The organism is Lentisalinibacter sediminis, from assembly GCF_040706615.1.
GTDB classification, from domain to species: Bacteria; Pseudomonadota; Gammaproteobacteria; order Steroidobacterales; family Woeseiaceae; genus Lentisalinibacter; species Lentisalinibacter sediminis.
Genome location: NZ_JAPDRF010000004.1, coordinates 266,366 through 292,370, shown reverse-complemented (window position 1 = coordinate 292,370; position 26,005 = coordinate 266,366). Strand labels below are relative to the sequence as shown.

The window sequence follows — 26,005 nt, the reverse complement described above, 5'->3', positions numbered from 1 at the left end:
GGGCTGGAACCATGACATCATCCGATCTCAGTCACGTCGACGAGCAGGGCAGGCCGCGCATGGTCGACGTCGGCGGCAAGGCGGTGACCCGGCGCCAGGCGGTCGCGCGCACGCTGATCCGGCTGCCCGAAGCGGTTGCATCGCGGCTCGCCGACGGCGAGCTGAGCACCGCCAAGGGCCCGGTGTTCGCCACTGCGGTCGTGGCCGGCGTGATGGCCGCCAAGCGCACCCACGAGCTGATCCCGTTCTGCCATCCCCTCGGGCTGGACGACTGCGCCATCGACGTCGAGGTGCGCGACCCGGCGACGCTGGCCATCACCTGTCGCTGCCGCATCACCGCGAAGACGGGGGTGGAGATGGAGGCGCTGACCGGCGCGAGCGTCGCCGCGCTGACCGTCTACGACATGTGCAAGGCGCTGTCTCACGACATCGTCATCGGCGAGACCCGGCTGATCTCCAAGACCGGAGGCAAGAATGACTTTCACCACGCGGAGTGACGACTGCACCGCAGTGTACGGGGTGGAGCCCGCCTGCAACCTGCAACGGGTGGCGGGCTCGTGAGCAAGCGGCTGATCGTGCGTTACTTCGCGGCATTCCGGGAGCGGGCGGGCCGCGCGGAAGAGACCGTGGATACCGACGCCGATACCGCCGCGGAACTGTTCGAGGCCCTGCGCGACCGGCACGGCTCGGCGGAGCCCCTGGGCCACTGCAAGGTGGCCATCAACGACGAGATGGCGGACTGGTCCACGCCGCTGAAGGATGGCGATACCGTGCTCCTGTTCCCGCCGGTGGCCGGCGGATGAGCGGCATGGTCATCAGCCCGCACCCGATCACGGCCGGCGAGTCTGGCGCCGCGCTGGCGGACCCGGGCGCCGGTGCCTACGTGGGCTTCGAGGGCCGGGTGCGCAACCGCAACGAGGGCCGCGAGGTGGAGCGCCTGGAGTACGAGGCCTACGCCCCGCTGGCCGAGAAGGAGGGTGAGCGCATCATCGCCGAAGCGCGCGAGCGATGGCCCATTATCGCAGCCCGCTGCGTGCACCGCACCGGCGTGCTCGAGATCGGCGAGTGTGCCGTCTGGGTCGGCGTGGTCTCGCCCCACCGCGACGAGGCCTTTGCCGCCTGCCGCTACATCATCGACGAGGTGAAGGTGCGGCTGCCGATCTGGAAGAAAGAGCACTACACCGACGGCGATTCCGGCTGGGTGAACTGCGAGCGCTGCGCAGCCGGTCACAGCGAACCGGCGGGCGCCGAGGGGGTCGGCGGGAGCTAGTCCTCCCGGTCGGTCGACCGGGCCAGCGCCGCCGCATCGGCCGGCGTGTCGATGTCCATGGCGGCATGTTGGCAATCCACCGCCACCACGTCCTGCGGGTGCTGGCGCCGATGCCGCTCGATTACCGGCCGGGCACCACGGTCGCCGGTAAGCGCACGCAACTCCGGGAAGAGGCGACGCGGGAAGATGGCCGGCACGCCCAGTACCGCGCCGGAGTCTCCGCGGCCACCCTCGCCTTCGTCCCGGCATTCGCTATCCCTGCCGCCGTAACGGCTCGCCGCGATGGCGTCCGGGCGCTTGCACCAGGCCGCCGTCAGCTGCTCGAGGTCCGCCTCGTCGACGAGCGGCTGGTCGGCGAGCAGCACGAGTACGCCGCCGCAGGCGTCCGGCAGGCACTCGAGGCCGAGGGTCAGCGAGCTCGCCAGACCCTGCTGCCAGCCCTCGTTTATTATGAAGTACCGCAGCGCTGCGCCGGCACCCTCCAGCACCCGTGAATACTCCGCGCCCAGCACGAGCAGGGTACGGCTGCCACAGGCAGCGGCCGCCAGGCGCAGCGTGCGCTGCACCAGGGTCTCACCGCCATGGGTCAGCAGCTGTTTCGGGGCGCCCAGCCGCTGCGAGCCGCCGGCGGCCAGGATCAGGGCGAACAGCACGGGGTCGCGCGCGCCCACGTCAGCCCCGCCGCTGCCGCGCGATGCGATGCGAGACCCGCGGCCGCTCTTCGCCGAGGTGGTAGCGGAAGGCGGCGGCGAGCACCTCCATGTCGCCGCGGGTCAGCCGGCGATGCTGGCGCAGGTGTTCCAGCCAGGATTCGTCCACGAACACCTCCACGAACAGCCGCTCGTCCTCGGTGTCCTGGAACAGGCCCCAGGTGATGGCGCCGTTGCGCAGCCTGAGCTTGCGTACCGGCTGCATGGCGGCCGCGAAATCGTCAGCATCCGCCGGGTCGATCTCGTAGCGGATCTCCACCAGCACGGGGCCCTGGTCCTGCTGGATGGTGAAGGGCACGCTGGGATCGGGGATGGGGGTCACCAGGGTCGGGTCGGCGCTGGCGTAGCGGCGCATGTTCAGCGGCACGCCGAGCGCGACACCGATCACGCCGACGACTGCCGCGTACACCAGCGTCTCGGACAGCGACGTCAGCGAGGCGATCTTGCCCCAGAAAGCCGCCGCGCCGGCCACGGTCCCCATGAAGCTCGCCAGGAAGACGGCCAGCCCGCGGGCGCGCACCCACTCGGGCAGAGAGAGCTGGGCGACCACCTGCAGCGTGGACAGCACCGAGACCCAGGAGGCCCCCAGCAACAGCATGGCCGGCGCCAGCCACCAGGCGTCCCGGACGAAGGCCAGCGCGAGCGTCGCGGCGATGGTGCCCGCCGACCCCAGCGCCACCAGGGCGTCGTCGGACAGATAGCGGCGCAGTCGGGCCAGGTTCAGGCCGACCAGGACGGCGCCGACGCCGACCGCGCCGAGCAGCCGCCCGTACACCTCCGGCCCGGCGCCCATCTCCTCGCGCACCACCAGCGGCAGGAACGCGACCGGTGCGCTTACCAGCACGAAATACAGGATGCCGCGGGCGATGACCACCTGCAGGCCGCTGGAGCGCCGGGCGTAGCGCAGCCCCATGCGCAGGGCGCCGAAGAAGCGTTCGCTGGGCAGCGTGCTCTGGCGCCGCGGCGTGCGCGAGAAGAACAGCACGGCGAGCACGCCCAGGTAGCTCGCGCTGTTGATCAGGAAGACGAAGCCCGGCCCGGCCGCGGACAGCAGCAGCCCGGCCAGCACGGGGCCGATGGCGCGGGAGACGTTGAACGCGATGCCGTTCAGCGTGACCGCGGCGGGCAGCTCGGAGCGGGGCACCAGGTCCGGGATCAGCGCGGAGAAGGCGGGCATCATCATCGCCGCGCCCGTGCCCATGGCGAAGGTCATGGCGAGCAGACCCCAGGCCGTGATGGCGCCGGTGACGGTGAGCACGCCCAGCACGCCGGCGGAGAGCATCAGCCAGCTCAGGGAGAACAGCAGGAAGCGGCGGCGGTCGACGATGTCGGCGAGCGCGCCGGCAGGCACCGCCAGCAGGAACGAAGGTAACAGGGCGGCTGCCTGCACCAGCGCCACCATCACCGGATCCGGCGCGAGCGAGGTCATCAGCCACCCGGCGCCGGTATCGTGCATCCAGCTGCCGACGGTCGAGACCAGCAGTGCGATCCAGAGCCAGCGGAAGACGGGACGGCGGAATGGTGCCAGGCCGCCCGGGTCCGGCGCCGCCGACGGTTCTCCGGACGACAGCGGTGACGGTTTCGCGGCTGCTTCGGCTGTCGACGACACGGGGACTCCTCGCCCTGACACCGGCGCCGGGCGGCGCCTCGCGGGCATTATGGCACGGCGGTCCGCTTGGGCATTCCGAGGGGCGGCACCTATAATGATCGCTCTTTCGACAGCCGGCGGAGACCTCCGCCGGGCGGGGAACGACAGCTATGACGAAACTGGCAGGCAGGAGCGCGATCGTCTCCGGCTCGGGCCGCGGCATCGGCCGCGCCATCGCGATGAAACTCGCCGCCGAAGGGGCGCACGTCGTGGTGAACGACCTGGATGCCGGACCGGCCGAAGAGACGGTGCACGAGATCGAGTCGGCCGGCGGCGTGGCGGTGGCCGTGCCCGGCGACGTCTGCAACGCGGAGTTCGCGCAGCAGTTCGTCGATGCGGCCGTCGAGCGATTCGGCGGTATCGACATCATCGTCAACAACGCCGGCTACACCTGGGACAACGTGCTCCAGAAGATGAGCGACGAGCAGTTCCAGGCGATGCTGGAGATCCATCTCGTGGCGCCGTTCCGCATACTGCGCGCTGCGTTGCCGCACATCCGCAAGGCGGTGACGGCGGAAGGAGAGGTGGGCCGCATCGTGCAGCGCAAGGTGGTCAACATCTCCTCCACCTCCGGCGTGTACGGCAACCCGGGGCAGATCAACTATGCGGCCGGCAAGGCCGGCATCGTCGGCATGACGAAGACGTTGGCGAAGGAGTGGGGGCGTTATCATGTGAACGTGAACGCGGTCGCCTTCGGACTCATCCACACCCGACTCACCCAGCCCCTCAGGGGCGAGCAGGCCAGCATCGACGTGGGCGGGCGTGACATCAGCGTTGGCGTGCGCCAGGAACGGCTCGACGCTGCGGCGAAGACCGTGCCGCTCGGCCGCGGCGGTACGCCGGAGGAGGCGGCCGGTGCCGTCTATCTGCTGTGCACTCCGGAGGCCGACTACATCAACGGCCAGTGCATCGTTTGCGACGGGGGACGGGTCTGATGCCGGTCGTGCGCAGCGTGGCGGATGCGAAGGCGCTGGAAGGCGAGGAGGTCGGCGTCTCCGAGTGGGTCACGGTGGACCAGCACAGCATCGATCTGTTCGCGGAGGCGACGGGCGATCGCCAGTGGATCCACGTCGACCCCGAGCGTGCGGCCGCGGAGATGCCCGAGGGCAGGACCATCGCACACGGCTACATGACGCTGGCCCTCATACCGGCGCTCACCGCCGACTTCGTGGAGATGCCGACGCTCACCCGGACCATCAACTTCGGCTGCAACAAGGTCCGCTTCCAGAACATGGTGCCGTCCGGCAGCCGGGTGCGGGCGCGGGCCACGGTGAAGCAGGCGCGTCAGCGCGCCGGCGCGCTGCATCTGGTAAGCGAGGTCCGCATCGAGGTGGAGGGGCAGAAGAAGCCGGCATGCATCGCCGAGACCATCGGCATGTATTTCCTCGGCTGATATTTCCTGGACTGATATTTCCTGGACTGAGCGGCCGGCCTCAGCGCGTCGCCGGCAGTCGCTCCGCGAGCAGCTCCACCCAGTGGCGCACGGGCCGGTCGGTGCCGGCGGCCAGGTGGTGCAGGCAGCCGATATTCCCGGTCACGATCTCCGCCGGCTCGCCCGCCTCCAGGTCCGCCAGCTTGCGCTCGAGGATGCGTTCGGACAATGCCGGCTGCAGCAGCGAGTAGGCGCCGGCCGAGCCGCAGCAGGCAATGGACTCGCGCACCGGCGCCAGGTCCACCCCCTGGTCCGCCAGCAGCGCCCGCACCGTGTCGGCCTCGCCCAGCGCGTTCTTCAGCGTGCAGGGGCAATGCAGGGCCACCTTGCCGCCCCCGGCAGGCGACGGCTCCGACTGTTGCGGCTCTTGCGATGCTGGCGATTGCGGGGCCTGCAGCGGCGGAAGCTCCTCGGCGGCGAGCACGCGGCCGATGTCCTTCGCGGCAGTGGCAACACGGCCGGCCGGTTCGGCCAGCTCGGGATCGTCGGCGAACAGCCGCCCGTAGTCCTGCACGAATGCGCCGCAGCCGGTGGCGGTGATGACCACCGCTTCCGCGCCCTCGTCCAGCGCGTGCGTCCATTCCCGGATTCGCTGCCGGGCGAGCGCGAGGCCACCGGCCTGGTCGCCGAGGTGATAGTCCATGGCGCCGCAGCAGCCGGGCGGTGCGGGCGTGAGGGAGACGCCGGCGGCGTCCAGCAGGCGCGCCGCCGCCCGGTCGATGCCCGGCGAGACCACCGGTTGCACGCAGCCGTTCAGAGCGATCATGCGCCGCGGATGACGGGGTGCGGGCCAGGCCTCGGCCCGGCCGGGCTGCAGCAGACGGCCCTTGAGGCCCGGCGGCAGCAGGAAGCGGAACGCGTTACCCAGTTGCAGCATCGCTCGCAGCAGCCGGCGCGAGCCGAACAGGAAGCGCAGGGCCCGGCGCTGCAGGCGCTCTGCGAGCGGCCGGGGCACGCGGGCATCCACCCGGGCACGGCCGATATCCAGTAATTCGTGATAGCGCACGCCCGAGGGACAGGTGGTCTCGCAGGCCTGGCAGGTGAGGCAGCGGTCGAGGTGAATCTGGGTTTCCCGCGTCACCTCGCCGCCCTCCAGGGCGCGCTTGATCAGATAGATGCGTCCGCGGGGACCGTCGAGTTCGTTGCCGAGCACCTGGAAAGTGGGGCAGGTGGCGTTGCAGAAGCCGCAGTGGACGCAGGTGCGGATGACCTCGGCGGCGCGCCGGCCCTCGGGCCGGTCTTTCAGGTCCGCGGTCAGGTGCGTCTCCATGTCAGAGCGTCCCGTACATCCGACCCGGGTTGAACACGCCCGCCGGGTCCAGCGCGGCCTTCAGGCGCCGGTGCAGCGCGAGCAGCGCGTCGGGCAGCGGGTGGAAGGCGGGCACGGCGTCATCGCCGCCCCGGTAACGGGTGGCGTGGCCGCCCGCAGCCGCCGCGGCGGCGCGGACGGCGTGCGCATCGGCATCGGTGGCGATCCAGCGCTGGGCACCCGCCCAGTCGATCAGCTGACGCCCGGGCAGCTCGAGCGGCGGCGTGGCGGCCGGGACCGACAGTCGCCACAGGGGCAGCGGCGTCGCGAAGATGCCGGCGCGCTGATCCCGCAGCGCTTCCCAGTGCGCCGGATCGCTCTCCTCGCCGCCCGGGGATTGCTCGATGTCATCCCTGGCCGCGGCGACCGCACCCGCGGCACCGGACAGGCGCAGCCGCAGGACGCCGTCGCCGTAGCTCGCGGCGCTCAGCGGCAGCGGTTGCGCGGCGAGTCGGCACATCTCGCGGATGGCCTCCGCCTCGTCGCACTCCCGCGCCAGCGTGACCGTCACCGGTGGTGCGGGCAGCACCTTCAGGGAGACCTCCGTCAGCAGGGCGAGGCAGCCCATGCTGCCGGCCAGCAGGCGCGAGACGTCGTAGCCGGCCACGTTCTTCATGACCCGGCCGCCGAAGGTGAGTGGCTGCCCGCGGCCGTCGAGGACCCGGCAGCCCAGGACATAGTCCCGCAGCGCGCCGCGGAACGGCCGCGCCGGCCCGGACAGACCGGCCGCGACGGCGCCGCCCAGGGTGCTCTCCGGTGCCAGTCGGGGTGGCTCGAAGGGCAGCATCTGGCCTTCGGCGGCCAGCGCGGCCTCCACCTCGGCCAGCGGCGTGCCCGCCCGGGCGGTGATGACCAGTTCGCTCGGCTCGTGGGCCACTATGCCCGTGCAATCGCCGGTGCCCAGTTCGGTGCCGTGCACGGCGTGACCCAGGAAGTCCTTGCTGCCGCCGCCCCGGATCGCGAGCACCTCGCCGGCGACGGCGGCTTCACGGATGCGCCCGGCCAGGATCGTCATCGCGTCATCGCCCGTCGGCTTCGGCTCCGCCACAATCAGAAGCGTTCCAGCTCGGGATGGGGCAGCTCGCCGCGGTGCACGTGCATGCCGCCGATCTCGGCGCAGCGGGCCAGCGTCGGCACGGCCTTGCCCGGGTTCATGAGGCCGCGGGGGTCGAAGGCGGCCTTGATGCCGTGGAAAGCGGCCAGTTCGGCGTCGGAGAATTGCACGCACATCTGGTCGATCTTCTCCCGGCCCACGCCGTGCTCGCCGGTGATGGTGCCGCCGACGCTGACGCAGAGCTCCAGGATGTCGCCGCCGAGGCGCTCCGCCTTCTCGAGTTCGCCGGGGTTCATGACGTCGTAGAGAATCAGCGGGTGCAGATTACCGTCACCGGCGTGGAATACGTTCGCGACACCCAGCCCGTGGCGTTCGGCGAGGTCGCTGATGCCCTGCAACACCCGGGCGATCTCCCGCCGGGGGATGGTGCCGTCCATGCAATAGTAGTCCGGCGAGATACGGCCGACGGCGGGGAAGGCGCTCTTGCGCCCCTGCCACAGCCGCGCCTGTTCGGCCGCGTCCGTCGCCTCGCGGACGCCGCCGGCGCCGGCGGCATCCAGGATGGCGCGCACCCGGGTCGCCTCGTCGTCCACGTCTCCCTCCACGCCGTCCAGCTCGCAGATGAGGATGGCGGCCGCGTCGGTCGGGTAGCCGGCCCCGCAGAATGCCTCGGCGGCACGGATGGCCGGGGCGTCCATCATCTCCAGCCCGGCGGGCACGATGCCCGCGGCGATGATGGCGGCCACGGCGTCGCCGGCGGCGCCGACCGCGTCGAAACCGGCCAGCAGCACGCGCCGGCATTCGGGTACCGGCAGGAGGTTCACGGTGACTTCCGTGATGACGCCGAGCATGCCTTCGGAGCCGGTGAGCAGTGCCGTGAGGTCGAAGCCGGGGCCGTCCAGCGCAGCGGAGCCCAGGCGCAGGCGTTCGCCGTCGATGGTGACCAGCTCCAGCGAACGGACGTTGTTCACGGTCAGTCCGTACTTCAGGCAATGCACGCCGCCCGCGTTCTCCGCCACGTTGCCACCGATGGAGCAGGCGATCTGGGAAGAGGGGTCCGGCGCGTAGTAGAGGCCGAGCTCCCGCACCGCCTCGGAGATGGCGGCGTTGGTGACACCGGGCTGCACTCGTGCGCAGCGGTTGTCCCTGTCCACCTCGAGGATGCGGTCGAAGCGGGTCATCACCAGCAGCACGGCTTCGGCCAGCGGCAGCGCGCCGCCGGACAGTCCGGTACCGGCGCCCCGGGTCACCACCGGCACGCCCATGTCGTCCATCCGGCGCATGAGCGACTGCACCTGTTCCACCGTCTCCGGCAGCACCACGGCGGCGGGGCGCTGACGGTAGGCGGAGAGCCCGTCGCACTCGAAGGGCGCGATCGCCTCGTCGCTGTCGAGCACCGCTCCGGCGGGTAGCAGCGCGCGCAGGGCGGTGAGCAGCCGGTCGCGGTCCACCCGCGGCAGCGCGCCGTCCAGTCGCGGGTCGTGCATGGCGCTCACCCCGAACTCTCCGCGAGTATCGCAACGGCTGATTCATCGAGCAGTCCGTCCAACCGCTGACGGTCGCGGCCGCCGAGCGCCGCGTAGCGCTCCCGCAGCCGGGCCAGACACTTGGCCTGATAACGGAACGCGCCCTGTCGCCAGACATGGCCGCGGACCGTCAGTTCGAACTCGTCTTCGCCGCCATCGACGGCCGCCGCGTTCGCCGCCAGGAAGGGCAGATAGACCTCCCTGCAGAGAGTGAGCAGGCCGTCCAGCAGGGTGCCGCCCGCCGTCTCGAAATCGGCCCATTCGCCTTCGATGCCACTGGCATCGTCCAGGTGTGCGACCCAGCGGAAGGCGTAGGGCGTCTCGGCGCGCATCAGGCCGGCCGGCGTGGGGTCGCTCGCGAGCTGGGAGAGCTGTCCGTACAGGCCGAAATCGGCCACCGACGGCCGGCTGCCGAACAGGAAATGACGCTCGGTGACGTGATCATCGAGCAGCCCGACGAGTTCGCGGAAGGTCTCCTCGATGAGCGGCCGGTTGCCCTCCGTGCAGCCCACCAGCGGCATGCGGGCGATCTGCCGTTCCGCGAAGGCCGCGGCCGTGCGTTCGATGGCGGCGCGCCCGTGCCCCGCCAGCCGGTCGAAGGCGCCCCAGTGACTGAAGGCCCGCTGGTCGGGCTCCCGGTACCAGCGGTAGTGGAACATCATCTTCGTGCCCCATTCGTCGGCGAAGTCCTCGATCAGCCAGGCGAGAAACGCGAGCGCAGCGTCGTCCGGGAGCAGGGAGCGCATGGGGGGGAGGTCGCGCTCCAGCGTCTCGATGATCGGTGTCGAGTCCACGTGCCAGCTGCCGTCGGGGAACAACAGCACCGGTATCACCGGTGGGCGCACGTGAGCGATAGGCTCGTCGCCGGGCGTGGCACTCACAAAGATATGGGGCAGCCGCCGGTAGCGGAGTACGGCGCGCATCTTCATGGAGTAGGGCGAACCCAGCGCCCCGTAGATGGTGTATGGCCCTTCCATTCGGTACCCGGCGGCAGTCGGACTTCCTGCGGCCAGCTTACCGGCGGGGCCGGCTCAGACCAAGCCGGGAAGCCGGATGGCGAGCGGGCTTTGCCCGGATGCGGGATTCCCGTTTGGCCATTCAGGGCGCGGCGGCCCACTCCGTTGCGGCGTCCAGCTCGCCTGCCGGGAAGTGCCGGGTTTCCGCGGCCACGAAATGGCCGACGATGTGCGGGACCAGCTTCATGACCCTGTCGTCGCCCACCAGCGCCACCTTGGCGACCTGGCGATGGTGCTGGCGGATGAAGGTCAGGTGCTCGACGAGAGCGCCGAAGTCTTCCCAGCCCGGGAAATCCTCGGCGTGGATCACCACGCCGTTCAGGTCGCCGTGCATGCGTATGAAGCCGTCCACTGCCTTGGCCAGCTTGCGGAAGTCGTCCTCGCTCAGTTCGGCTTCGGGCTCAACGAAGAGGAGTCGGCGGCGGACGTCGAATCGGTGCTGCAGCATGTCTGGGCCTCGTCTGGATTGGCGGCTGTCCCGCAAACAGGAAGCGCGCGTCGATTATGTTACATCGTCGCCCCGGTTGAAACCGCGGCGGTCCGCAAAAAAAGGCGGCGAGCCGAAGCCCGCCGCCTTTTCGATCGACCCGTACCCATCGACCAGAACCGATCGACCGTCTCCGATCGACGGATGTCCCGTCAGTCGAAGTTGATGCCGAATGCCAGTCCGTAGCGCCGCGGCTCGAGGGTGAAAACGTTCGTGTACAGGCCGACAGACGGATCGGCGACATACAGTCCGGTGACCGCATCGCTGTCGTCCAGGTTCTGTACGAAGGCCTTGAGGTACCAGCCGCCGTCCTCGGGCATCAGCGTCACCTGCGCATTTATGATGTCCCAGCTGTCGATGCGGTCGATGGGCGAGCCAAAGATGCGGCCCTCGCTGTCGTCCTGCCAGTAGTAGTCGATGCGCGGCGTCAGCTCATGGCCGCCGGGCAGCGTGAACGAGTACTGCGCTCCCACGTTGAACGAGAACTCTGGGGTATTGGGCAGCGAATTCCCGTCCACGTCCTTCTCTACGCCGTCCGTGTACTCGTAGGGCAGGCCGAGGGCGCCGTAGGGGATCGCGGCCAGCGCCGCGCAATCGGAGAACGGAAGGAGGGCGAGACCAGGGTCGACGGCGGGCAGCGTCGTTGCGGGGTCTGGCCCGCCGTTCCACAGCAGCACGCAGTTCTGCGCATTGGTCAGGTCCTTGATGACCGTCGCCTCCTCGGTGCCGCCTGCGGGGTCCCGGGTGTCGATCAGGCTGACGTCCTTGACCTCGGTGCTGATCAGCGAGAGGTTCGCGTTCAGCAGCAGCCGGTCGGTGGCGGCCCAGGTCATCTCGGCTTCCAGGCCGGAGATCTCCGCGTCGACGTTGTCGTTGAATGCCGTGCGGTTGATGATACGCGATATCTGCAGTCCCTCGTAGTCGTACCAGAAGCCCGTGAGATTCAGCTGCATCGCGCCGTTGAGCAGCGTGTTCTTCGCGCCGATCTCGAAGGCATTGATGAACTCCGGCTCGAAGGTGACCGCCGTGTTCGGGAACAGGTTCGGGTCGAACGGCGGGTTGAAGCCGCCCGGCTTGTAGCCGCGCGAATACGAGCCGTACACGAGGGTGTCTTCGGTGACCGCCCAGTCGATGACGAAGCGGCCCGTCATCTCGTCGAACGTATCCGATGCATTGCGGAACGGTGGCAGCGTAGCCGGCCCCTCGGAGCCGAGCGGTAACGGCACGCCATCGAAGAGACCCGCGCCATCCCTTAACGTCTTGTCGTCCCGCGTGTAGCGCAGGCCGGCCGTGATCTTGATCGTGTCGCTGAGGTCGTAGTACAGCTCGCCGAAGATGCCGGTGGACTCCAGTTGATAGAGCGGTGTCTCGTTGCGGAAGTACGGCGAGGGCACGCCGACCCCGTCGATGCCGGTCTGATTGAAGACGGAGACGAACGAGAAATAGTCGGTCGTATTGCTGGCAACGAAATAGTCAACATCATGGCTCTCATACTCGAAGTAGATGAAGCCGGCGAGGAAGTTCAGCGGCCCGTCGAAATCCGAGGACAGCCGGCTCTCGACCATCCACTGCTCGCCGTTGGAGGTCGACCGGTCGTAGGCGAACAGCCGGTCATGGAATCCGCGAACGTTACCACCGATGACGCCGAGATCCGTGTCGTCCACTTCAGACAGGGGCAGGAGCCCGCCCTGATAAAGAGCGCCGGAGACATTCGGCATCAGCGTGGCAAAGCCGTCCGGTAGTGTCAGGTCGCGGCCGATTGTGGCGTCGTAGTCGGTCTCGGAGAAGACCATCGTCTCCTGATAGCCGCCGGAGACGTTCAGTGTGAGACCGTTCTCGAACACGTGCTCCAGAGAAAGGTTGACGAGCAATTCGTCCGATTCGTACTTTGGAAGAAAGTCGTTGTAGACCTCACGCATGTCGGCGGGATTCTCCGTCGCGTTCAGCAGATCCGTTCCGAAGGGAACGAGCCCAAGCGGACCGGCTGCGACATCGGTTGCGACGATACCGAACAACGATGCCATCGAATTCGGGTTCTCGAATTCCAGAGTGTCGGGCAGACAGCCGAGGTTGCCGACCGGATCCCGGTTGCACATCTGCTTCTGGGAGCGCAGGCGGTCCGAGCTCTCGTCGAACCAGGAGACCATCAGATCGACGGTGGTCGCGGCGGACGCCTGCCAGCGCAGCGATCCGCGCAGGCCGTACATGTCACGCCCGTCGATGCTGCCGCCGTCGAACAGGTTGTCCGTATAGCCGTCCCGCTGGGTCAGGATGCCGGCGAAGCGTGCGCCGAGGGTGTCTGATATCGGTATGTTCAGCATGCCCTTGACCTTGCGATTGGAATAATCGCCGACCTCGACCTCGGCGGAACCGAAGAAGTCGTCGAGCTGTGGCTTCGCCGTGATCATGTTCACGAGGCCGCCGGTCGCGTTGCGACCGAACAGCGTCCCCTGGGGACCGCGCAGGATCTCCAGGCGTTCGATGTCGAAGTACTCCAGTTCGTACAGTCGGGCCTGGGTCAGCGGCAGGTCGTTCACGTGCACGCTGACGCCGGCGTCGGCAGCCGCGCCGACGGTGGCATTGCCGATGCCGCGGATCTGGAAGCTGCTGGTCGTGAAGTTGGTCTTGCTGAAACTGAGATTCGGCGTATTCAGCTGCACGTCGGTGAAACTCTCGATCTGATTGCGATCGAGCGCCGCTGCATCGAAAGCCGATACCGAAATCGGCACTTCCTGCAGTGACTGGGCCCGGCGCTGCGCGGTGACCACCACTTCCTCGACGAAAACGCCTTCCGACGATTCCTCCTGTGCCTGGATTGCGGTGCCGGTTGTGAACAGCCCCGAGACGAACAGTATGGTTGCGCCTGCCGGCAGGTACCGGCGGCGTGATGAGACACGCTTCATAATCCTCCCCCTTACAGATTTGAAGCGGCCGGTCACATTGCGTAACCGACCGACGGCACGCCAATTGCCGAGGTCGAGTCTAGCAGGTCGAAAAGGACTTCACATGCTGCGGCTGCGATGACGCAGCGGGCGGCGGGGTGGTCAAAGATGCCCACTTCACATAGTGTATCGGCGTGTTCGAACAGGGACCGCACCGATGCTGAACAGCCCCATGCCGAGAAGACTGAGAACATTCCTCGCCGTCGCACTCCTCACCGCTGGGGGCGTGCAGGCGCAGTCCGTGCAGTTCACGGAGTACCCGACCTACTTCACCCATGCCAACGGCATCTCCATTGCGTACCAGGCGTTCGGGGAGGCGGACGATCCGGCGGTGCTGCTGGTCATGGGGCTCGGCGCCCAGCTCATACACTGGCCGGATCAGCTCGTGCTGGATCTCGCTGACGCCGGCTATCGGGTGATCCGTTTCGACAACCGGGATGCCGGCCTCTCCGAGAAGCTGTGGGAGGCGGACAGGCTCGGCTGGTGGCCGATGGTCAAGTTCCGGCTCGGCTGGGACCTGGATCCGCCCTACGACCTGAACGACATGGCGGCGGATACCGTCGCACTGATGGACACCCTCGGCATCGAGGAGGCTCACGTCGTCGGCGCGTCGATGGGCGGGATGATCGCCCAGATCTTGGCCGCCCGGTACCCGGACCGGGTCCTAACGCTGACCTCCATCATGTCGACCAGCGGCGATGCGGATCTACCGCCCGGCGATGCCGAGGTCACCGAGAAGCTGCTGACCCGGTCGTCTGAGTCGGCCGGCCGGGAGGAGGCGATCGCCCGCACCGTCGACCTGGTGGGAGCCATCGGCAGTCCCACCCACGGCTACAGCGAGGAATACCTCTACGCCTACCTCAGCCGCAGCTACGACCGCAGTCACTACACGCCGGGCGTCGGCCGCCAGCTCTGGGCGGTGCTCGGCTCCGGCGACCGGAACGAACTGCTGCCGCAGATCGGCGCGCCGACGCTGGTGATCCACGGCGAGGCGGATCCCCTTGTGCCTGTCGAGCATGGCCGTCACACCGCCGAGCTCGTGCCCGGGGCCGAGCTGCTCGTCGTCGGGGAGATGGGGCACGCCATGGAGCCGTATTTCCTGCCGGAGATCACGGACGCCCTGCTGGATCACTTCGCCGCCGAGACGGCGCCCGTCGCCGCTCGCTGATGCCGCCGTAACCTGCCCGTCACGGAGTCGGCGGGGAAGTGAGAGCTGTTCCCTGGTTCGCGGCGCGGCGCGGGTGTATTTTGTGATGTCCACATACTCGACAGGGAAGCGACGCACATGTCCACGGCAGCCGACGAGTTCGGTAACGGGTTCGCTAACAAGGGACACGGCGAACCGGGGGAGACCCCGTTCGACCCGGAGGACCCGGCGCTCTATCTGAACCGCGAGCTCACCTGGCTGGCATTCAACCGGCGGGTGCTCACGGAGGCGGAGCGCGAGCGGAATCCGCTGCTGGAGCAGCTGAAGTTCCTGGCGATCGTCAGCTCCAATCTGGACGAGTTCTTCATGAAGCGCATCGGCGGCCTGAAGCAGCAGGAGGGCGCCGGCGTCAGCACGCTGACCGTGGACGGGCGCAGCCCCTCCGAGCAGATCGCCGAGTGTTACGCGGAGATCAGTGACCTGCTGGCCGACCAGTCGGTCATCCTCGGCGAGTTGATGAAGGCGCTCGCGGCCGAAGGCATACGGGTGCTGGATTTCGAGGAGCTGGACGCGGAGCAGCGCGAGCAGACCCGCAGCTTCTTCGAGCAGAACGTCTTCCCGCTGCTGACGCCGCTGGTGATCGACTCGGCCCATCCCTTCCCGTTCATCTCGAACCTGTCCGTCAACCTGCTGGTGCACGTGTGCCAGCGCGGCGACGACAAGCCTTCGATCGTGCGCATCAAGGTGCCGCTGGGCGCGCGCACGCCCCGTTTCGTGCAACTCGGCCCGGGCCACACGTTCGTGCCGCTGGAACAGATCATCGAGCATCATCTCGATCTGGTGCTGCCCGGCGTCGATATCGTCTCCTGCGACTTCTTCCGCGTGACCCGCAACGCCGTGGTCGAGCGTGACGAGGAGCAGGCCAACGACCTGCTGGAGCTGATCGAGTCCGAGCTGCGCGAGCGGCGCTTCGCCCCGGTGGTGCGGCTGGAGGTCAGCCACGCCATGAGCGAGGAGGCGAGGGACTACCTGCGGCGCCAGCTGGAACTGACCAGCGCGGACGACATCTTCGAGACCGACGGGCTGCTCGGCAGGGCGGACTACATGCAGCTGGCCACGCTGCCGGTCGCGCATCTCCTGTACCCGCCTCACACGCCGGCGGCCCACGAGAGGCTGGTGCGCGCCAGCTCGGTCTTCGACGAGATTCGCGCCAACGGCCCATTGCTGCTGCAGCACCCGTACCAGTCCTTCACCAAGACGGTGATCCGGCTGCTGCGCGAGGCGGTGGCGGATCCGGCGGTGCTCGCCATCAAGACCACCCTCTACCGCACGTCGGAAGATTCGCAGATCGTGCCGCTGCTGATCGATGCCGTCACCAACGGCAAGCAGGTGGCGGTGGTGGTGGAGCTCAAGGCGCGTTTCGACGAGGCGGCCAACATCCGCTGGGCCAACCGGCTGGAGGAGGCAGGCATCCACGTCTCCTACGGCGTGGTCGGCTACAAGGCCCACGCCAAGATGATGCTGATCGTGCGGGATGAGGGCGGCCGCCTGCAGCGCTACGTGCATGTGGGCACCGGCAACTATCACTCGGGCACCGCCCGCCAGTACTGCGACCTGGGTGTGATCAGTGCCGACGAGGACCTGGGCGCGGACGCCTCCGAGTTCTTCAATTCCCTGACCACCGGTTCGCCGCGGCGGCGCAACTACCGCAAGCTGGTGACGGCGCCGGACCACATGAAGCCGGCGTTGCTCGCGCGCATCCGCCGTGAGGCGGAGCACCATGCGGCCGGCCGCGGGGCGCTGATCCAGCTGAAGACCAATGCGCTGGAGGACGCGGACGTCACCTGCGCGCTGTACGAGGCCTCCCGCGCGGGCGTGCCGGTGCAGCTCATCGTGAGGGATACCTGCCGCCTGCGCCCGGGCCTGCCGGGCATCTCCGACACCGTGAGCGTGCGCAGCCTGGTGGGCCGTTTCCTCGAGCATACCCGTATCTACTATTTCAGAAACGGCGGCGACGAGGAGTACTTCATCGGCTCCGCCGACTGCATGAGCCGCAATCTGACCAGCCGGGTGGAGACCATCGTGCCGATTCGCGAGGAGCGGCTGCGCGAGACGCTGCGCCACATCCTGGATCTGCAGCTGGCCGACACCGAGAATGCCTGGCAGATGCTGCCCGACGGGGACTACGTGCATTGCGAGCCGGGCGAGCACGCCATCGACTCGCAGCAGCTGCTGGCCGAGTGGGCTCAGGAGAAGGCGCAGTCGCCGGCGCTCTGATCCGCACTCCGACCCGCCCCGACCCGTGGCCCGTGATCGTGTGATCGGGGTCACGCCCGCGGGCGCCCCAAGCGGCTACCCTGCTCCGGATCGAAGACCGGCAGGCACGACCCATGTCGACCCCCAGGCAGCAGAGCATGATCGAAGAGCTCGCCCGCATCATGGAGGAGCGGGCGATAGAGACGCTGTTCCATGAGGTGATCGACCGCCGCGAGCGCCGCGTCTTCGGCTACGAGGCACTCGTGCGCGGCCCCGCGGGGAGCCCGCTGCACCTGCCGCTGAACCTGTTCGCCGCGGCCAGCGCGTTCGGACGTGCGCGCGAGCTGGAGCTGCTGTGCATCGAGGCGGCGCTGGAGGCCTTCGTGAGCCGGGGGCTGCAGGGCCACCTGTTCCTGAACGCCTCTCCGGCCACGTTCCTGCATTTCCGCGAGGAGGTGGACTATCTGCGGGAGGCCATGCACCGCTGGTGCGTGAAGCCGGCGGAGGTGATCCTCGAGCTGACCGAGCAGTCCATGATGCGGGACTACGAGTCCATGCGCGAGGCGGTGATCGGCATCCGCGATCTCGGCTGCCGCATCGCCATGGACGACATGGGCGCCGGCTATTCCAGCATGCGTACCTGGTCGGAGCTGCGCCCCGACTTCGTGAAGCTGAGCCGCGACTTCGTAAGTCACATCGATGTCGACCCCCTGAGGTCGGAGTTCCTGCGCTCGATCATCGACATCGCCCGCGCCGGCCAGAGTGCGGTGATCGCCGAGGGCGTGGAGGGCGCGGGGGAATGCCGCGAGCTGGCCGACCTGGGGGTCGAATACCTGCAGGGGTTCTACTTCAGCGAGCCTGCGCTGGAGCCCCCGGCGCCGGACAGGACGCGCATCGAGGACTGTCTGGCCGAACCGGAGCAGAACGAATTCGAGACGCCCGACGGCGTGCTGGCCGGGCGCCTCCTCAACCCGGCGCCGCCGATCGCGGCTTCAGAGTCCGTGCGGGAACTACTGCGCATCTTCAGCGAGAACGAGGACCGCACGTCCGTCGCGGTGGTGGAGTCGGGTCACCCCGTCGGCATCGTGCGCCGCGCCCGGCTGTTCCTGATCCTGTCCAAGCCGCTGCACATGGAGGTCTACGGGCGCAAGCCGGTCAGCGCGGTGATGGAGACCGACCCGCTGTGCGTCGACGTCGGGCTGCGCCTGGAGCAGGTGAGTCATTTGCTGACGGCCCACTCCAAGCTGCGGCTGGAGCACGATTTCATTCTGACCCGGGAAGGGCGCTATGAGGGCATGGGCCGGACGCTCGACCTGCTGAAGCGCCTGACCGAACAGCAGGTGAGGCGGGCCCGCTCGGCCAATCCGCTGACCTCGCTGCCGGGCAACGAGTCCATCGACCAGCACATCAACGCGCTGCTGCGCTCGGGCACGGCGTTCACGGCCTGCTACGTGGATCTGGACAACTTCAAGCCGTTCAACGACTTCTATGGCTATGCCCGGGGCGACGAGGTACTGATGCACATGGCGCAGCTGCTGACCCGCTACACGAGCCCGGTGTCGGATTTCGTCGGCCACATCGGCGGCGACGACTTCGTGGCCGTCTTCCGCAGCGACGACTGGCAGGACCGTCTGCGCAGCCTGGTGCGCGACTTCGACAAGGAGATCCCGTCGTATTACTCGGAAGAACACCGGGTGGCCCGCGGCATCACGGCCAGGGATCGCTACGGCGTGGAACGCCACTTCCCGCTACTGACGATGACCGTGGCCGGCGTCGCCTCCGATGCCCGCCCCTATACGGATGCCGACGAGGTGGCCGCCGAGCTCAGCCGGGTGAAGCAGAGCGCCAAGACGGCCGAAGGCAGCGGCATGCTGCTGCTGTCGGCTGCGGGGCTCGAGGACATCGGCGGGCCGCGCCTGGCGGTTGTCACCGCCTAGCCGTGCGACCTAGCCGTGGGCGATGGGCTCCTCGGTGAAGAGGTAGTCTTTCAGTTCGTCGTTGAACTTCGGATCCCGGCGCCGGATCCACTCGAGCACCATCGCCGCGTGTTCCTTCTCCTCGTCCCGGTTGTGCTCCAGGATCCGCCTGAGCTCGTCATCCTTGCAGACGTCGATGCGCTGCTGATACCAGTCCACGGCCTCCAGTTCCTCCATCAGTGAGATGATCGCCCGGTGCATGTCCCGGGTCTCGTCGCTCAGTTCGCTGACGGGTTCGTGGTATCCCTCGTTCGCCATTGCCGATCTCCTCCTGGCAGTCGAAAATTACATCCAGCGCCGTACCCGGCGCCGGTAATCCAGATAGTGCTCGCCGAACAGCCGCTCGAGCATCTTCTCCTCGGGGCGGACGAACCAGTGCTGCAGCACGAAAAAGAACAGCGGCACCGGCAGGAAAGCACCGAGCGTGCCCAGCAGTATAGCCACTCCGAGCAGCGTGGAGATCATGCCAAGGTACATGGGATTGCGCGACACCCGGAAGATGCCGTCGGTCACCAGCGCGCTCGCCTCGCGGAACGGACGGACGCTGGTGCCGGCCCTGCCGAAGGCCCGCGCGCCGGCTATGGCGGTGGCGAGGCCCAGCACCAGCGGCACCAGCCCCAGCCAGGTCAGTGGCGGCTCCACGATGTGCGCGACCGGTGCATACCGGTGCAGCGCCAGCATGGCGAGCAGGCTCGCCAGGAAGTAGATCGGCGGCACGATTCTCTGTGCGGGACTCATCGGGATCAGTGTAGGCGGGCGGGATCGCCGGTCCCAGTCGGGATTTACCACGGCGCCGTCAGCCGTCGCGTGCCTCGTCGGCCGGCCGGCCGGGATCCGAGCGGGCGACCAGGGCGAGGAAGCAGGCTGCGGAGAGGCCGGCCGAGCCATAGACCATGCACATCACCAGAATCTGGTAGCGCACGGCCACCAGCGGGTCCACGCCGGAGAGGATCTGGCCGGTCATCATGCCCGGCAGGGACACGAGTCCGACGGCCAGCAGGGAATTGGTCACCGGGATCAGCGAAGCCCGGAATGCGCGCCGGCGCGCATCCGCTGCCGCCACGCCGGCTGCCACTTCCGCCTGCAGGCGCTCGGCTGCGAGACTGACCGTGTTCATGGCGTTCGCATAGACCATGCCGGCCAGCGGTACGAAATAGTCCGGCCGGTACCAGGGGGCGAGGTCCAGCACGATTTCCGTCATCAGCAACAGCGTGACGGTACCGCCCGCTGCGATGGCGATCAGCGACGGGCCGAGCAGCGCGCGGCGGCGCGAGCGGACCGGCTGCAACGCGATCCAGGAAGAAGCCACGATCATGACCGCCACCACGCCGACCACGATCCAGAACGTGTCGGCCCGGAATATCCAGACGAGCAGATAGCCGATCAGGAGCAGCTGCACGACCATGCGCAGTACCGCATAGGCGGCGCCACGCCAGTCCTCGGACCAGCGGACCAGCAGGCCGATGACCACGGCGACCGGTATGAAGGCCAGGGCCAGGTTGGCCAGCGGGATCATGCGGATCGATTCGCTCACGGGCTGCGGTGCTCCTCGCCATCCAGCAGCACGAAGGCGCCGGCAAAACGGGCGGCGGCCGCGCCGGCGTGCTCCAGGTGGCTGTGCAGCTCCAGCCGGGCCCGGCGCCGGCGGTCGAGCCGTTCGATCGTCTTGCGCCAGAGATCTTCGTCCCCGAACTCGCAGACGGCCCTGAGCTCGCCGTCGATGGCGGCGCAGTATTCCATGCTGCTGCGCTGGATTACGACATTGGCCGCCCGGCCCGCCTGGTCGAGGCGCACGCGGACGAGCGACCACGCGGCCAGTGTGGCGAGCGCGGCGACGCTGCCGCCGAAGGCCGTCCCCTGGTGATTGACGTTCGGCGCCAGCGGCGCCGTGAGGACGACACGATCCGGGCGCTCGACATGCACCTCCACACCCATCGCCGCCGTCAGGGGGATGTGTGTGAGGAGATAGTCGCGCAGCCCGGCCATCGCTGCACTGTAGCGGGAGCGCCGGCGCCGGGGAAGCGGCTGCCGGTTACCGGCGCCGCAAACCGCCGGGTGGCAAGAATATGCTGTTGACGACTCAAAAAGAGTAGTATAAGTTACATTAAGAGTCGTTAAGGTTATAGGAGCAGCGATGGATGCGGAAACACTGGAGCGACGGCATACGCGGCGGTTGCAGGTCATGCTGCTCGGAATGGCGGTCGGCACGCTCGGGTTCACCGGTGGCGAATTGCTGGAGATGACCGGCATCGGCGGGGGATGGGCCGTGGCGCTTTCCCTGCTGACGCTGGCCGGCTGGCTGACCTTTGCGGCCGCGCTCATCGCCGCGGCCCGCCTGGACAGCCGGGAACTGTTGACCTCCGTCGTGGACGACGAGCGGGTGGCATATCTGCGCGGGCAGTCGTTCCAGTTCGGCTTCGCGGCCGTGCTGTTGCTGCAGGTGATACTGCTGGTCGGCAGCGACGTGCTGCGCAAGTTTGCGGGCGTCGAGCTCACCGTGGATTTCGTCGTGAATCTCACCATCAGCGTGGGCGTCCTCGCCGCACTCGGTCGCTTCCTCTACCTCAATCGATGATCGCCTGCAGATGACCCGTTAGTCATGACCTCAGAGCGCCTCTCGAACACCTTGAAAGTGCACCGGGCCATGCGCGACTGGACCCAGGCGGAACTCGCCGAACGGGTCGGCGTCACGCGCAAGAGCATCAATGCCATAGAGCGCGGGCATTTCGTGCCGTCGACGGCACTGGCTCTGCGCCTGGCGCGCGAGTTCGGGGTCAGCGTGGAGACACTGTTCCGGCTGCCGGACGAGGGTTGAGACTCAGCTGCCGCCGTCCGCGGCGGACCCGCCGGCCTGCGCGGCTTCGAGCATGCGACGCATCAGTTCGTGCAGCAGGTTGACGGCCTTCAGCGGACGCACCATCACCTTGAATTCGGTGATGCGCCCCTCGTCGTTCCACGAGATCATGTCGATGCCGTCGATCTCGATGCCTTCCATCCGGGTGCGGAACTCGAGCACGGCGCCCCGGGGCGCGTACCACTCGCCGACATAGCGGAAATGCTCGTTGCCGAGCACGTGCATGGCCGCCTGCAGGTACATCCGGGTCAGCGGCTTGCCGGCCTGGGGCGTGTGCACGACGGGCGAGTGGAAGACGACCTCGTCGGCCAGCAGCGCATCCAGCGCCGCCATGTCCCGGTCGGCGACCAGACGGTGCCAGCGTTCGATGACCGGCGGGCGGGCCTCCGGCGCGCTCATCGGCGATGCCGTCCGATGGGGCCGAGGCGTTCGAGTTCCTCGTCCACGAAGCGGCGGAAATCCGGTGCCGCGCTCTTCGAGCCGAAGTCCTGCCACCACTGACGCACGCCCTCGGACTGCAGCCAGTAGCTCAGGTGTGCCCGGCCTTCGTGCCACTGGTGTTCTTCCAGGTTGCCCATGTGCCGCTGGTGGTAGAGCGTCGAGAAATACCAGAACGCCTTCTGGGCCAGGTTGGAAAAGCGGTACAGGTCCTGGCCTTTCAGATTCCAGTAGTCCTTGCGGCCGCGGCGGTAGATGTCCTGCAGGTCCGGGTTCTGGATGATCAGATCGGTGAAGTTGCCGTGCAGCGAGAGGGCGCTCTGGCGCACGTTCATCCGCACCGCTTCGCTGTTGTCCCGGATGTGCCGGGCCAGCAGGACGACGGCGGCGATGACGCCGATGCTCGCGATCAGGTTGGCGATGGCCGCCACCACGATCCAGGCCGAGGAATTCATGGGCAGGCTCCCTGTGCGGACCAGGCATCAGTGTAACCCGCCACATCGTCCGGCGGGCATTCCCACCGTCGCAGCTCATTGTGTAGTATCGGTGGCCACCGTGCCGCCGCCGGCGCGGCAGGAATCATCGACGCACTGTCGGGGGAGGACAACGATGCAAGGTCTCATGATGCAGATGCCGCTGCTGATCTCGTCGATCGTCAGGCACGCGGAGCGGTTCCACGGCGATTCCGAGATCGTCTCGGTCACCGGCGACAACCCGCTGCACCGCTACACCTACCGGGACTGCTTCCGCCGCTCGCGGCAGCTGGCGAATGCGCTGGAGGAGGCCGGCATGAAGCTCGGCGACCGGGTGGCGACGCTGGCCTGGAACGACTACCGGCATCTGGAGGCCTACTACGCTATCTCCGGCATCGGCGCCGTCTGCCACACCATCAATCCCCGGCTGTTCCCGGAGCAGATCGTCTACATCATCAACCACGCCGAGGACCGGCTGCTGCTGACCGACCCGATGTTCGTACCGCTGCTGGAGAAACTGGCGGATCAGATCGAGGTCGTCGAGCGCTTCGTGATCCTCACCGACGACGAGCACATGCCGGCGACCACGCTGAAGGGCGCGGTGTCCTACGAGAGCTTCATCGGCGGCGCCAGCGACGAATACGACTGGCCGGAGTTCGACGAGAATACCGCCTCCGGCCTCTGCTACACCTCGGGCACCACCGGCAATCCGAAGGGCGTGCTCTACAGCCACCGCTCCTCCGTACTGCACGCCTATGCGGGTCTGATGCCGGACATTCTGAACCTGTCGCTGGACGACACGGTGCTGCCGGTCGTGCCGCTGTTCCACGTCAACGCCTGGGGCATCCCTTACGCGGCGCCGATCGTGGGCGCGAAGCTGGTCTTCCCCGGCCCGAAGATGGGTGACGGCGAGGCGCTGTACAAGCTGATGGAGTCGGAGAAGGTCACGATCTCGCTCGGCGTGCCGACGGTCTGGCTGGCGCTGCTGCAGTACATGGATCAGGCGGGAGTGACCACCAGCACGCTGGAGCGCACGCTGGTCGGCGGCGCGGCGGTGCCGGAGTCGATGATCCGCCGTTTCGACGAGCAGCACGGGGTCACGGTGCAGCAGGGCTGGGGCATGACCGAGACCAGTCCGCTCGGCGTCACCAACACGCTGAAGCCCCATCAGCAGCAGCTGCCGAAGGACGAGCAACACCGCATCATGGCAAAGGCCGGGCGCGGCATCTTCGGCTTCGAGATGAAGATCGTCGACGACCAGGGCAACGAGCTGCCCTGGGACGGCAAGTCCTCCGGCGCGCTGAAGGTGCGCGGTCCCTGGGTGTGCAGCGATTACTTCAAGCTGGAGGGCGAGAGCGACGCCCATGCCGAGCCCGGCTGGTTCGACACCGGCGACGTCGCCCATATCGACCCGGAGGGCTTCCTCACCATCACCGACCGCACCAAGGACGTGATCAAGTCCGGCGGCGAGTGGATCAGCTCCATCGATCTCGAGAACGCGGCCATGGGCCATCCCGACGTGGCCGAGGCGGCCGTGATCGGCGTCCATCACCCGAAGTGGACGGAGCGCCCGCTGCTGATCGTCGTGCGCAAGGAGGGCACGGACGTGGCGAGGGAGGACATCCTCGAGTTCCTCGACGGCAAGGTGGCGAAATGGTGGCTGCCCGACGACGTGGTGTTCGTCGACGAGCTGCCCCACACGGCCACGGGCAAGATCCGCAAGACCGACCTGCGCAAGGATTTCGGCGACTACACGCTGCCGGCCGAGAAGGCTTCCTGACCGAAAGTCGGCTGCCCGCCGATCCTCCGCTCCGTGAACCGCTCCCGCGCAAGGGAGCGGGCGGGGCGGTATAGTCCGCAGCCATCACACGCCGATCAGAGGCAGAGGGAAGGAGTTATGACCGTAGATCAGCGGTTGCACGGCATGAAGGCCGTCATCACCGGCGCCGCCGGCGGCATCGGCGAGGCGGTGGCCCTGCTGTTCGCGAAGCACGGCGCCGAAGTGCTCGCCGTGGACGGACCGGACAGCGGCCTTGAGCAGGCCTTCCGCCGGCGGGACGCCATCCTGCCGCTGGCGCTGGAACTCACCGACGACGGCGCGGTGGAGCTCGTCATGGAGACCGTGGCCAAGCGCTTCGGCGGCCTGGACATCCTGGTGAACGGCACCGGCATTCTGCCGGTCGGCGCCCCGGAAGAGGGCGACCGGGAGGAGGCGCTGGATGTCAATCTGGACGCCATGACCCGTCTCTGTCGTGCCGCGATCCCGTACCTGAAGAAGAGCCCCGCCGGGCGCATCATCAACATCGGCTCCGTGATGTCCAGCTTCGGCGCCGAGGATCGGGCGGCCTATGCGGCCTGCCGGCACGCCGTGTCCGGCCTCACGAGGACGCTGGCCGGCGAACTCGGCCGCGACGGCATCACGGCCAATTTCCTGGAGCCGGGCGCCATCGTCACCAGCAATACCCGGCAGGCGTTCCGCGCCGACCGGGAATTCCGCGACTTCTGGATCGGCAAGTCCGCCTCCGGACGGCTGGGCGAGCCGCTGGACGTGGCCAAGGTGGCACTGTTCCTCGCCTCGGACGACGCCGCCTTCGTCAGCGCCCAGGACATCCGGGTGGACGGCGGCGCGATGCAGGCGCCCTGACAACGGCCAATAGCCAATGGCCAATAGCTAGCCGGATGTGGCCAGCGACTCCTGCAGCGCTGCCAGGAACTCGCGGATGCGCGCAGCGTTGGTGCCGAGATCGCTCCGCCCCACCCGGGATTTCGAGCGGACGTCCACCTCGGTGCCTGCCGTCACGGTGCGGGCGCGCAGCACCACGTCGTCGCGGAAGCCGAACCAGAAGGTCGTGTCCACTGCCTCCAGCCGGCCCGCGTCGGGCTCGGCGGCGACGACCTCCCAGCCGAAGGCCCGGGCGATCTCCGCGGCGCGCCGGACCACGTCGGCGGGCGGCGCATCCACGACCAGACTGTCCAGGTCCGGATAGGCCCGGCGCTGCTGCTCGGCGTTCTCCGGCCCGGCCCAGGCGGCCGGATTGGGTGCGCCGGCCCTGAGCGGCGCGATCGCCGAGAACGCCGGCGGATCCTCGAGGTCGGTGCTGATGTCGTGGATGGGCGGCACGCTGCGGGCCTGCGCGAACCAGCCGTAGAGCTGCACCGAGATTGCCGCGCCGATCACCACGGCCACCACCGCGCTGCCGAGGGCGGGCTGTCCCGGCACCCGCAGGATGCCGATGACCGCGATGATGCCGACCAGCAGCGCCACCAGGGCGAGAGCGCCGCCGGCCATCGACAGCCGGATGCCGGGCATGACGCCGACGATGCCGAAGCGGTGGCCGGGTCCCGCAATCACCAGCGCGACCACGGCCGCCAGCGCCGCGTACAGCGCGAGGCGCCCCAGTCGCCGTGGCCACACGGAGCCGCCGCCGAGTTCGTCAGCCATCGCCTTCCTCCTCCGGAGGTTCCTC

27 protein-coding genes are annotated in these 26,005 nt (G+C 68.3%); 12 read left to right on the top strand and 15 right to left on the bottom strand.

Annotated elements, in window-relative coordinates:
- The first annotated feature begins 11 nt into the window (after window positions 1–11).
- From moaC to ACJMKX_RS09955, 3 genes are read left to right on the top strand one after another with little or no spacing between them, the layout of a single operon-like run.
- Window positions 12–497: a cyclic pyranopterin monophosphate synthase MoaC gene (gene moaC / locus ACJMKX_RS09965; RefSeq protein WP_405224363.1), complete on the top strand. Its 486-nt coding sequence runs from the start codon at window positions 12–14 to the stop codon at window positions 495–497.
- Window positions 498–557: 60 nt separating this feature from the next.
- Window positions 558–803: a MoaD/ThiS family protein gene (locus tag ACJMKX_RS09960; protein ID WP_405224360.1), complete on the top strand. Its 246-nt coding sequence runs from the start codon at window positions 558–560 to the stop codon at window positions 801–803.
- Window positions 800–1,270, top strand: a complete 471-nt coding sequence (locus ACJMKX_RS09955) for a molybdenum cofactor biosynthesis protein MoaE (protein ID WP_405224357.1) — start codon at window positions 800–802, stop codon at window positions 1,268–1,270. The genes ACJMKX_RS09960 and ACJMKX_RS09955 overlap by 4 nt, the downstream gene beginning before the upstream one ends.
- On the opposite strand, the gene ACJMKX_RS09950 is transcribed toward ACJMKX_RS09955, so the two are convergent.
- Together ACJMKX_RS09950 and ACJMKX_RS09945 are read right to left on the bottom strand one after the other, a co-directional pair.
- Window positions 1,267–1,941 (bottom strand): nucleotidyltransferase family protein, encoded by a 675-nt coding sequence (locus ACJMKX_RS09950; protein WP_405224355.1) that lies wholly within the window; start codon window positions 1,939–1,941, stop codon window positions 1,267–1,269. The two genes, ACJMKX_RS09955 and ACJMKX_RS09950, sit on opposite strands and share 4 nt — an antisense overlap.
- Before the next feature lies 1 nt (window position 1,942).
- Complete coding sequence (locus tag ACJMKX_RS09945) at window positions 1,943–3,589, bottom strand: MFS transporter (protein WP_405224352.1); 1,647 nt, start codon at window positions 3,587–3,589, stop codon at window positions 1,943–1,945.
- A 149-nt stretch (window positions 3,590–3,738) separates the two neighbouring features.
- Here ACJMKX_RS09945 and ACJMKX_RS09940 point away from each other — a divergent pair, with 149 nt between their 5' ends.
- Window positions 3,739–4,563: an SDR family NAD(P)-dependent oxidoreductase gene (locus ACJMKX_RS09940; protein WP_405224349.1), complete on the top strand. Its 825-nt coding sequence runs from the start codon at window positions 3,739–3,741 to the stop codon at window positions 4,561–4,563.
- Window positions 4,563–5,021 carry a MaoC family dehydratase gene (locus ACJMKX_RS09935; RefSeq protein WP_405224346.1) on the top strand — a complete coding sequence of 153 codons (459 nt, stop codon included), beginning with the start codon at window positions 4,563–4,565 and terminating at the stop codon, window positions 5,019–5,021. The genes ACJMKX_RS09940 and ACJMKX_RS09935 overlap by 1 nt, the downstream gene beginning before the upstream one ends.
- Before the next feature lie 40 nt (window positions 5,022–5,061).
- On the opposite strand, the gene glcF is transcribed toward ACJMKX_RS09935, so the two are convergent.
- From glcF to ACJMKX_RS09905, 6 genes are all read right to left on the bottom strand, one after another.
- A complete protein-coding gene (gene glcF / locus ACJMKX_RS09930) occupies window positions 5,062–6,330 on the bottom strand; it encodes a glycolate oxidase subunit GlcF (RefSeq protein WP_405224344.1) in 1,269 nt (422 codons plus the stop codon).
- A 1-nt stretch (window position 6,331) separates the two neighbouring features.
- Window positions 6,332–7,384 carry a glycolate oxidase subunit GlcE gene (gene glcE / locus ACJMKX_RS09925; RefSeq protein WP_405224579.1) on the bottom strand — a complete coding sequence of 351 codons (1,053 nt, stop codon included), beginning with the start codon at window positions 7,382–7,384 and terminating at the stop codon, window positions 6,332–6,334.
- Window positions 7,385–7,419: 35 nt separating this feature from the next.
- The gene (locus tag ACJMKX_RS09920; protein ID WP_405224342.1) at window positions 7,420–8,919 is read right to left on the bottom strand and encodes an FAD-linked oxidase C-terminal domain-containing protein; all 1,500 of its coding nucleotides are present in this window, start codon (window positions 8,917–8,919) and stop codon (window positions 7,420–7,422) included.
- Window positions 8,916–9,926: a glutathione S-transferase N-terminal domain-containing protein gene (locus ACJMKX_RS09915; RefSeq protein WP_405224339.1), complete on the bottom strand. Its 1,011-nt coding sequence runs from the start codon at window positions 9,924–9,926 to the stop codon at window positions 8,916–8,918. Before ACJMKX_RS09915 ends, ACJMKX_RS09920 begins: the two co-directional genes overlap by 4 nt.
- Before the next feature lie 121 nt (window positions 9,927–10,047).
- Window positions 10,048–10,413 (bottom strand): SpoIIAA family protein, encoded by a 366-nt coding sequence (locus ACJMKX_RS09910; RefSeq protein ID WP_405224336.1) that lies wholly within the window; start codon window positions 10,411–10,413, stop codon window positions 10,048–10,050.
- 191 nt (window positions 10,414–10,604) lie between these two features.
- Window positions 10,605–13,355 (bottom strand): TonB-dependent receptor, encoded by a 2,751-nt coding sequence (locus ACJMKX_RS09905; RefSeq protein ID WP_405224333.1) that lies wholly within the window; start codon window positions 13,353–13,355, stop codon window positions 10,605–10,607.
- A gap of 211 nt (window positions 13,356–13,566) precedes the next feature.
- Between ACJMKX_RS09905 and ACJMKX_RS09900 the strand changes: the two genes are divergently transcribed.
- From ACJMKX_RS09900 to ACJMKX_RS09890, 3 genes are all read left to right on the top strand, one after another.
- Window positions 13,567–14,562 (top strand): alpha/beta fold hydrolase, encoded by a 996-nt coding sequence (locus tag ACJMKX_RS09900; protein WP_405224330.1) that lies wholly within the window; start codon window positions 13,567–13,569, stop codon window positions 14,560–14,562.
- A gap of 117 nt (window positions 14,563–14,679) precedes the next feature.
- Entirely contained in the window at window positions 14,680–16,818 is a 2,139-nt protein-coding gene (ppk1, locus tag ACJMKX_RS09895; RefSeq protein WP_405224327.1) for a polyphosphate kinase 1, read from the top strand.
- Window positions 16,819–16,931: 113 nt separating this feature from the next.
- A complete protein-coding gene (locus tag ACJMKX_RS09890) occupies window positions 16,932–18,734 on the top strand; it encodes a GGDEF domain-containing protein (protein WP_405224324.1) in 1,803 nt (600 codons plus the stop codon).
- A 9-nt stretch (window positions 18,735–18,743) separates the two neighbouring features.
- On the opposite strand, the gene ACJMKX_RS09885 is transcribed toward ACJMKX_RS09890, so the two are convergent.
- From ACJMKX_RS09885 to ACJMKX_RS09870, 4 genes are read right to left on the bottom strand one after another with little or no spacing between them, the layout of a single operon-like run.
- Entirely contained in the window at window positions 18,744–19,031 is a 288-nt protein-coding gene (locus ACJMKX_RS09885; RefSeq protein ID WP_405224321.1) for an encapsulin-associated ferritin-like protein, read from the bottom strand.
- Window positions 19,032–19,058: 27 nt separating this feature from the next.
- Window positions 19,059–19,511 (bottom strand): methyltransferase family protein, encoded by a 453-nt coding sequence (locus tag ACJMKX_RS09880; RefSeq protein ID WP_405224318.1) that lies wholly within the window; start codon window positions 19,509–19,511, stop codon window positions 19,059–19,061.
- A 58-nt stretch (window positions 19,512–19,569) separates the two neighbouring features.
- Window positions 19,570–20,307: an ABC transporter permease gene (locus ACJMKX_RS09875; RefSeq protein WP_405224315.1), complete on the bottom strand. Its 738-nt coding sequence runs from the start codon at window positions 20,305–20,307 to the stop codon at window positions 19,570–19,572.
- Window positions 20,304–20,759 carry a YiiD C-terminal domain-containing protein gene (locus tag ACJMKX_RS09870; protein WP_405224312.1) on the bottom strand — a complete coding sequence of 152 codons (456 nt, stop codon included), beginning with the start codon at window positions 20,757–20,759 and terminating at the stop codon, window positions 20,304–20,306. Before ACJMKX_RS09870 ends, ACJMKX_RS09875 begins: the two co-directional genes overlap by 4 nt.
- Before the next feature lie 148 nt (window positions 20,760–20,907).
- Here ACJMKX_RS09870 and ACJMKX_RS09865 point away from each other — a divergent pair, with 148 nt between their 5' ends.
- Both ACJMKX_RS09865 and ACJMKX_RS09860 read left to right on the top strand, forming a co-directional pair.
- Window positions 20,908–21,348 (top strand): hypothetical protein, encoded by a 441-nt coding sequence (locus ACJMKX_RS09865; protein ID WP_405224309.1) that lies wholly within the window; start codon window positions 20,908–20,910, stop codon window positions 21,346–21,348.
- Between the two features lie 24 nt (window positions 21,349–21,372).
- Complete coding sequence (locus ACJMKX_RS09860; RefSeq protein WP_405224307.1) at window positions 21,373–21,588, top strand: helix-turn-helix transcriptional regulator; 216 nt, start codon at window positions 21,373–21,375, stop codon at window positions 21,586–21,588.
- A 3-nt stretch (window positions 21,589–21,591) separates the two neighbouring features.
- Here ACJMKX_RS09860 and ACJMKX_RS09855 read toward each other — a convergent pair whose 3' ends face one another.
- Window positions 21,592–22,026, bottom strand: a complete 435-nt coding sequence (locus tag ACJMKX_RS09855; RefSeq protein WP_405224304.1) for a nuclear transport factor 2 family protein — start codon at window positions 22,024–22,026, stop codon at window positions 21,592–21,594.
- Complete coding sequence (locus ACJMKX_RS09850) at window positions 22,023–22,520, bottom strand: hypothetical protein (protein WP_405224302.1); 498 nt, start codon at window positions 22,518–22,520, stop codon at window positions 22,023–22,025. Before ACJMKX_RS09850 ends, ACJMKX_RS09855 begins: the two co-directional genes overlap by 4 nt.
- A gap of 154 nt (window positions 22,521–22,674) precedes the next feature.
- On the opposite strand from ACJMKX_RS09850, the gene ACJMKX_RS09845 reads away from it, so the two are divergent.
- Window positions 22,675–24,318: a 3-(methylthio)propionyl-CoA ligase gene (locus tag ACJMKX_RS09845; protein WP_405224299.1), complete on the top strand. Its 1,644-nt coding sequence runs from the start codon at window positions 22,675–22,677 to the stop codon at window positions 24,316–24,318.
- Window positions 24,319–24,435: 117 nt separating this feature from the next.
- Entirely contained in the window at window positions 24,436–25,182 is a 747-nt protein-coding gene (locus tag ACJMKX_RS09840; protein WP_405224296.1) for an SDR family NAD(P)-dependent oxidoreductase, read from the top strand.
- A gap of 27 nt (window positions 25,183–25,209) precedes the next feature.
- Here the strand turns inward: ACJMKX_RS09840 and ACJMKX_RS09835 are convergent, their stop codons facing one another.
- Window positions 25,210–25,980 (bottom strand): DUF1499 domain-containing protein, encoded by a 771-nt coding sequence (locus tag ACJMKX_RS09835; protein WP_405224293.1) that lies wholly within the window; start codon window positions 25,978–25,980, stop codon window positions 25,210–25,212.
- Between the last annotated feature and the right edge of the window lie 25 nt (window positions 25,981–26,005).

Coding starts and splice junctions, on each gene's coding strand:
- moaC (WP_405224363.1), top strand. CDS start 12: ATGACATCATCCGATCTCAGTCACGTCGACGAGCAGGGCAGGCCGCGC.
- ACJMKX_RS09955 (WP_405224357.1), top strand. CDS start 800: ATGAGCGGCATGGTCATCAGCCCGCACCCGATCACGGCCGGCGAGTCT.
- ACJMKX_RS09940 (WP_405224349.1), top strand. CDS start 3,739: ATGACGAAACTGGCAGGCAGGAGCGCGATCGTCTCCGGCTCGGGCCGC.
- ACJMKX_RS09935 (WP_405224346.1), top strand. CDS start 4,563: ATGCCGGTCGTGCGCAGCGTGGCGGATGCGAAGGCGCTGGAAGGCGAG.
- glcF (WP_405224344.1), bottom strand. CDS start 6,330: ATGGAGACGCACCTGACCGCGGACCTGAAAGACCGGCCCGAGGGCCGG.
- glcE (WP_405224579.1), bottom strand. CDS start 7,384: ATGACGATCCTGGCCGGGCGCATCCGTGAAGCCGCCGTCGCCGGCGAG.
- ACJMKX_RS09915 (WP_405224339.1), bottom strand. CDS start 9,926: ATGGAAGGGCCATACACCATCTACGGGGCGCTGGGTTCGCCCTACTCC.
- ACJMKX_RS09910 (WP_405224336.1), bottom strand. CDS start 10,413: ATGCTGCAGCACCGATTCGACGTCCGCCGCCGACTCCTCTTCGTTGAG.
- ACJMKX_RS09905 (WP_405224333.1), bottom strand. CDS start 13,355: ATGAAGCGTGTCTCATCACGCCGCCGGTACCTGCCGGCAGGCGCAACC.
- ACJMKX_RS09900 (WP_405224330.1), top strand. CDS start 13,567: ATGCCGAGAAGACTGAGAACATTCCTCGCCGTCGCACTCCTCACCGCT.
- ppk1 (WP_405224327.1), top strand. CDS start 14,680: ATGTCCACGGCAGCCGACGAGTTCGGTAACGGGTTCGCTAACAAGGGA.
- ACJMKX_RS09890 (WP_405224324.1), top strand. CDS start 16,932: ATGTCGACCCCCAGGCAGCAGAGCATGATCGAAGAGCTCGCCCGCATC.
- ACJMKX_RS09885 (WP_405224321.1), bottom strand. CDS start 19,031: ATGGCGAACGAGGGATACCACGAACCCGTCAGCGAACTGAGCGACGAG.
- ACJMKX_RS09880 (WP_405224318.1), bottom strand. CDS start 19,511: ATGAGTCCCGCACAGAGAATCGTGCCGCCGATCTACTTCCTGGCGAGC.
- ACJMKX_RS09870 (WP_405224312.1), bottom strand. CDS start 20,759: ATGGCCGGGCTGCGCGACTATCTCCTCACACACATCCCCCTGACGGCG.
- ACJMKX_RS09865 (WP_405224309.1), top strand. CDS start 20,908: ATGGATGCGGAAACACTGGAGCGACGGCATACGCGGCGGTTGCAGGTC.
- ACJMKX_RS09860 (WP_405224307.1), top strand. CDS start 21,373: ATGACCTCAGAGCGCCTCTCGAACACCTTGAAAGTGCACCGGGCCATG.
- ACJMKX_RS09855 (WP_405224304.1), bottom strand. CDS start 22,026: ATGAGCGCGCCGGAGGCCCGCCCGCCGGTCATCGAACGCTGGCACCGT.
- ACJMKX_RS09850 (WP_405224302.1), bottom strand. CDS start 22,520: ATGAATTCCTCGGCCTGGATCGTGGTGGCGGCCATCGCCAACCTGATC.
- ACJMKX_RS09845 (WP_405224299.1), top strand. CDS start 22,675: ATGCAAGGTCTCATGATGCAGATGCCGCTGCTGATCTCGTCGATCGTC.
- ACJMKX_RS09840 (WP_405224296.1), top strand. CDS start 24,436: ATGACCGTAGATCAGCGGTTGCACGGCATGAAGGCCGTCATCACCGGC.
- ACJMKX_RS09835 (WP_405224293.1), bottom strand. CDS start 25,980: ATGGCTGACGAACTCGGCGGCGGCTCCGTGTGGCCACGGCGACTGGGG.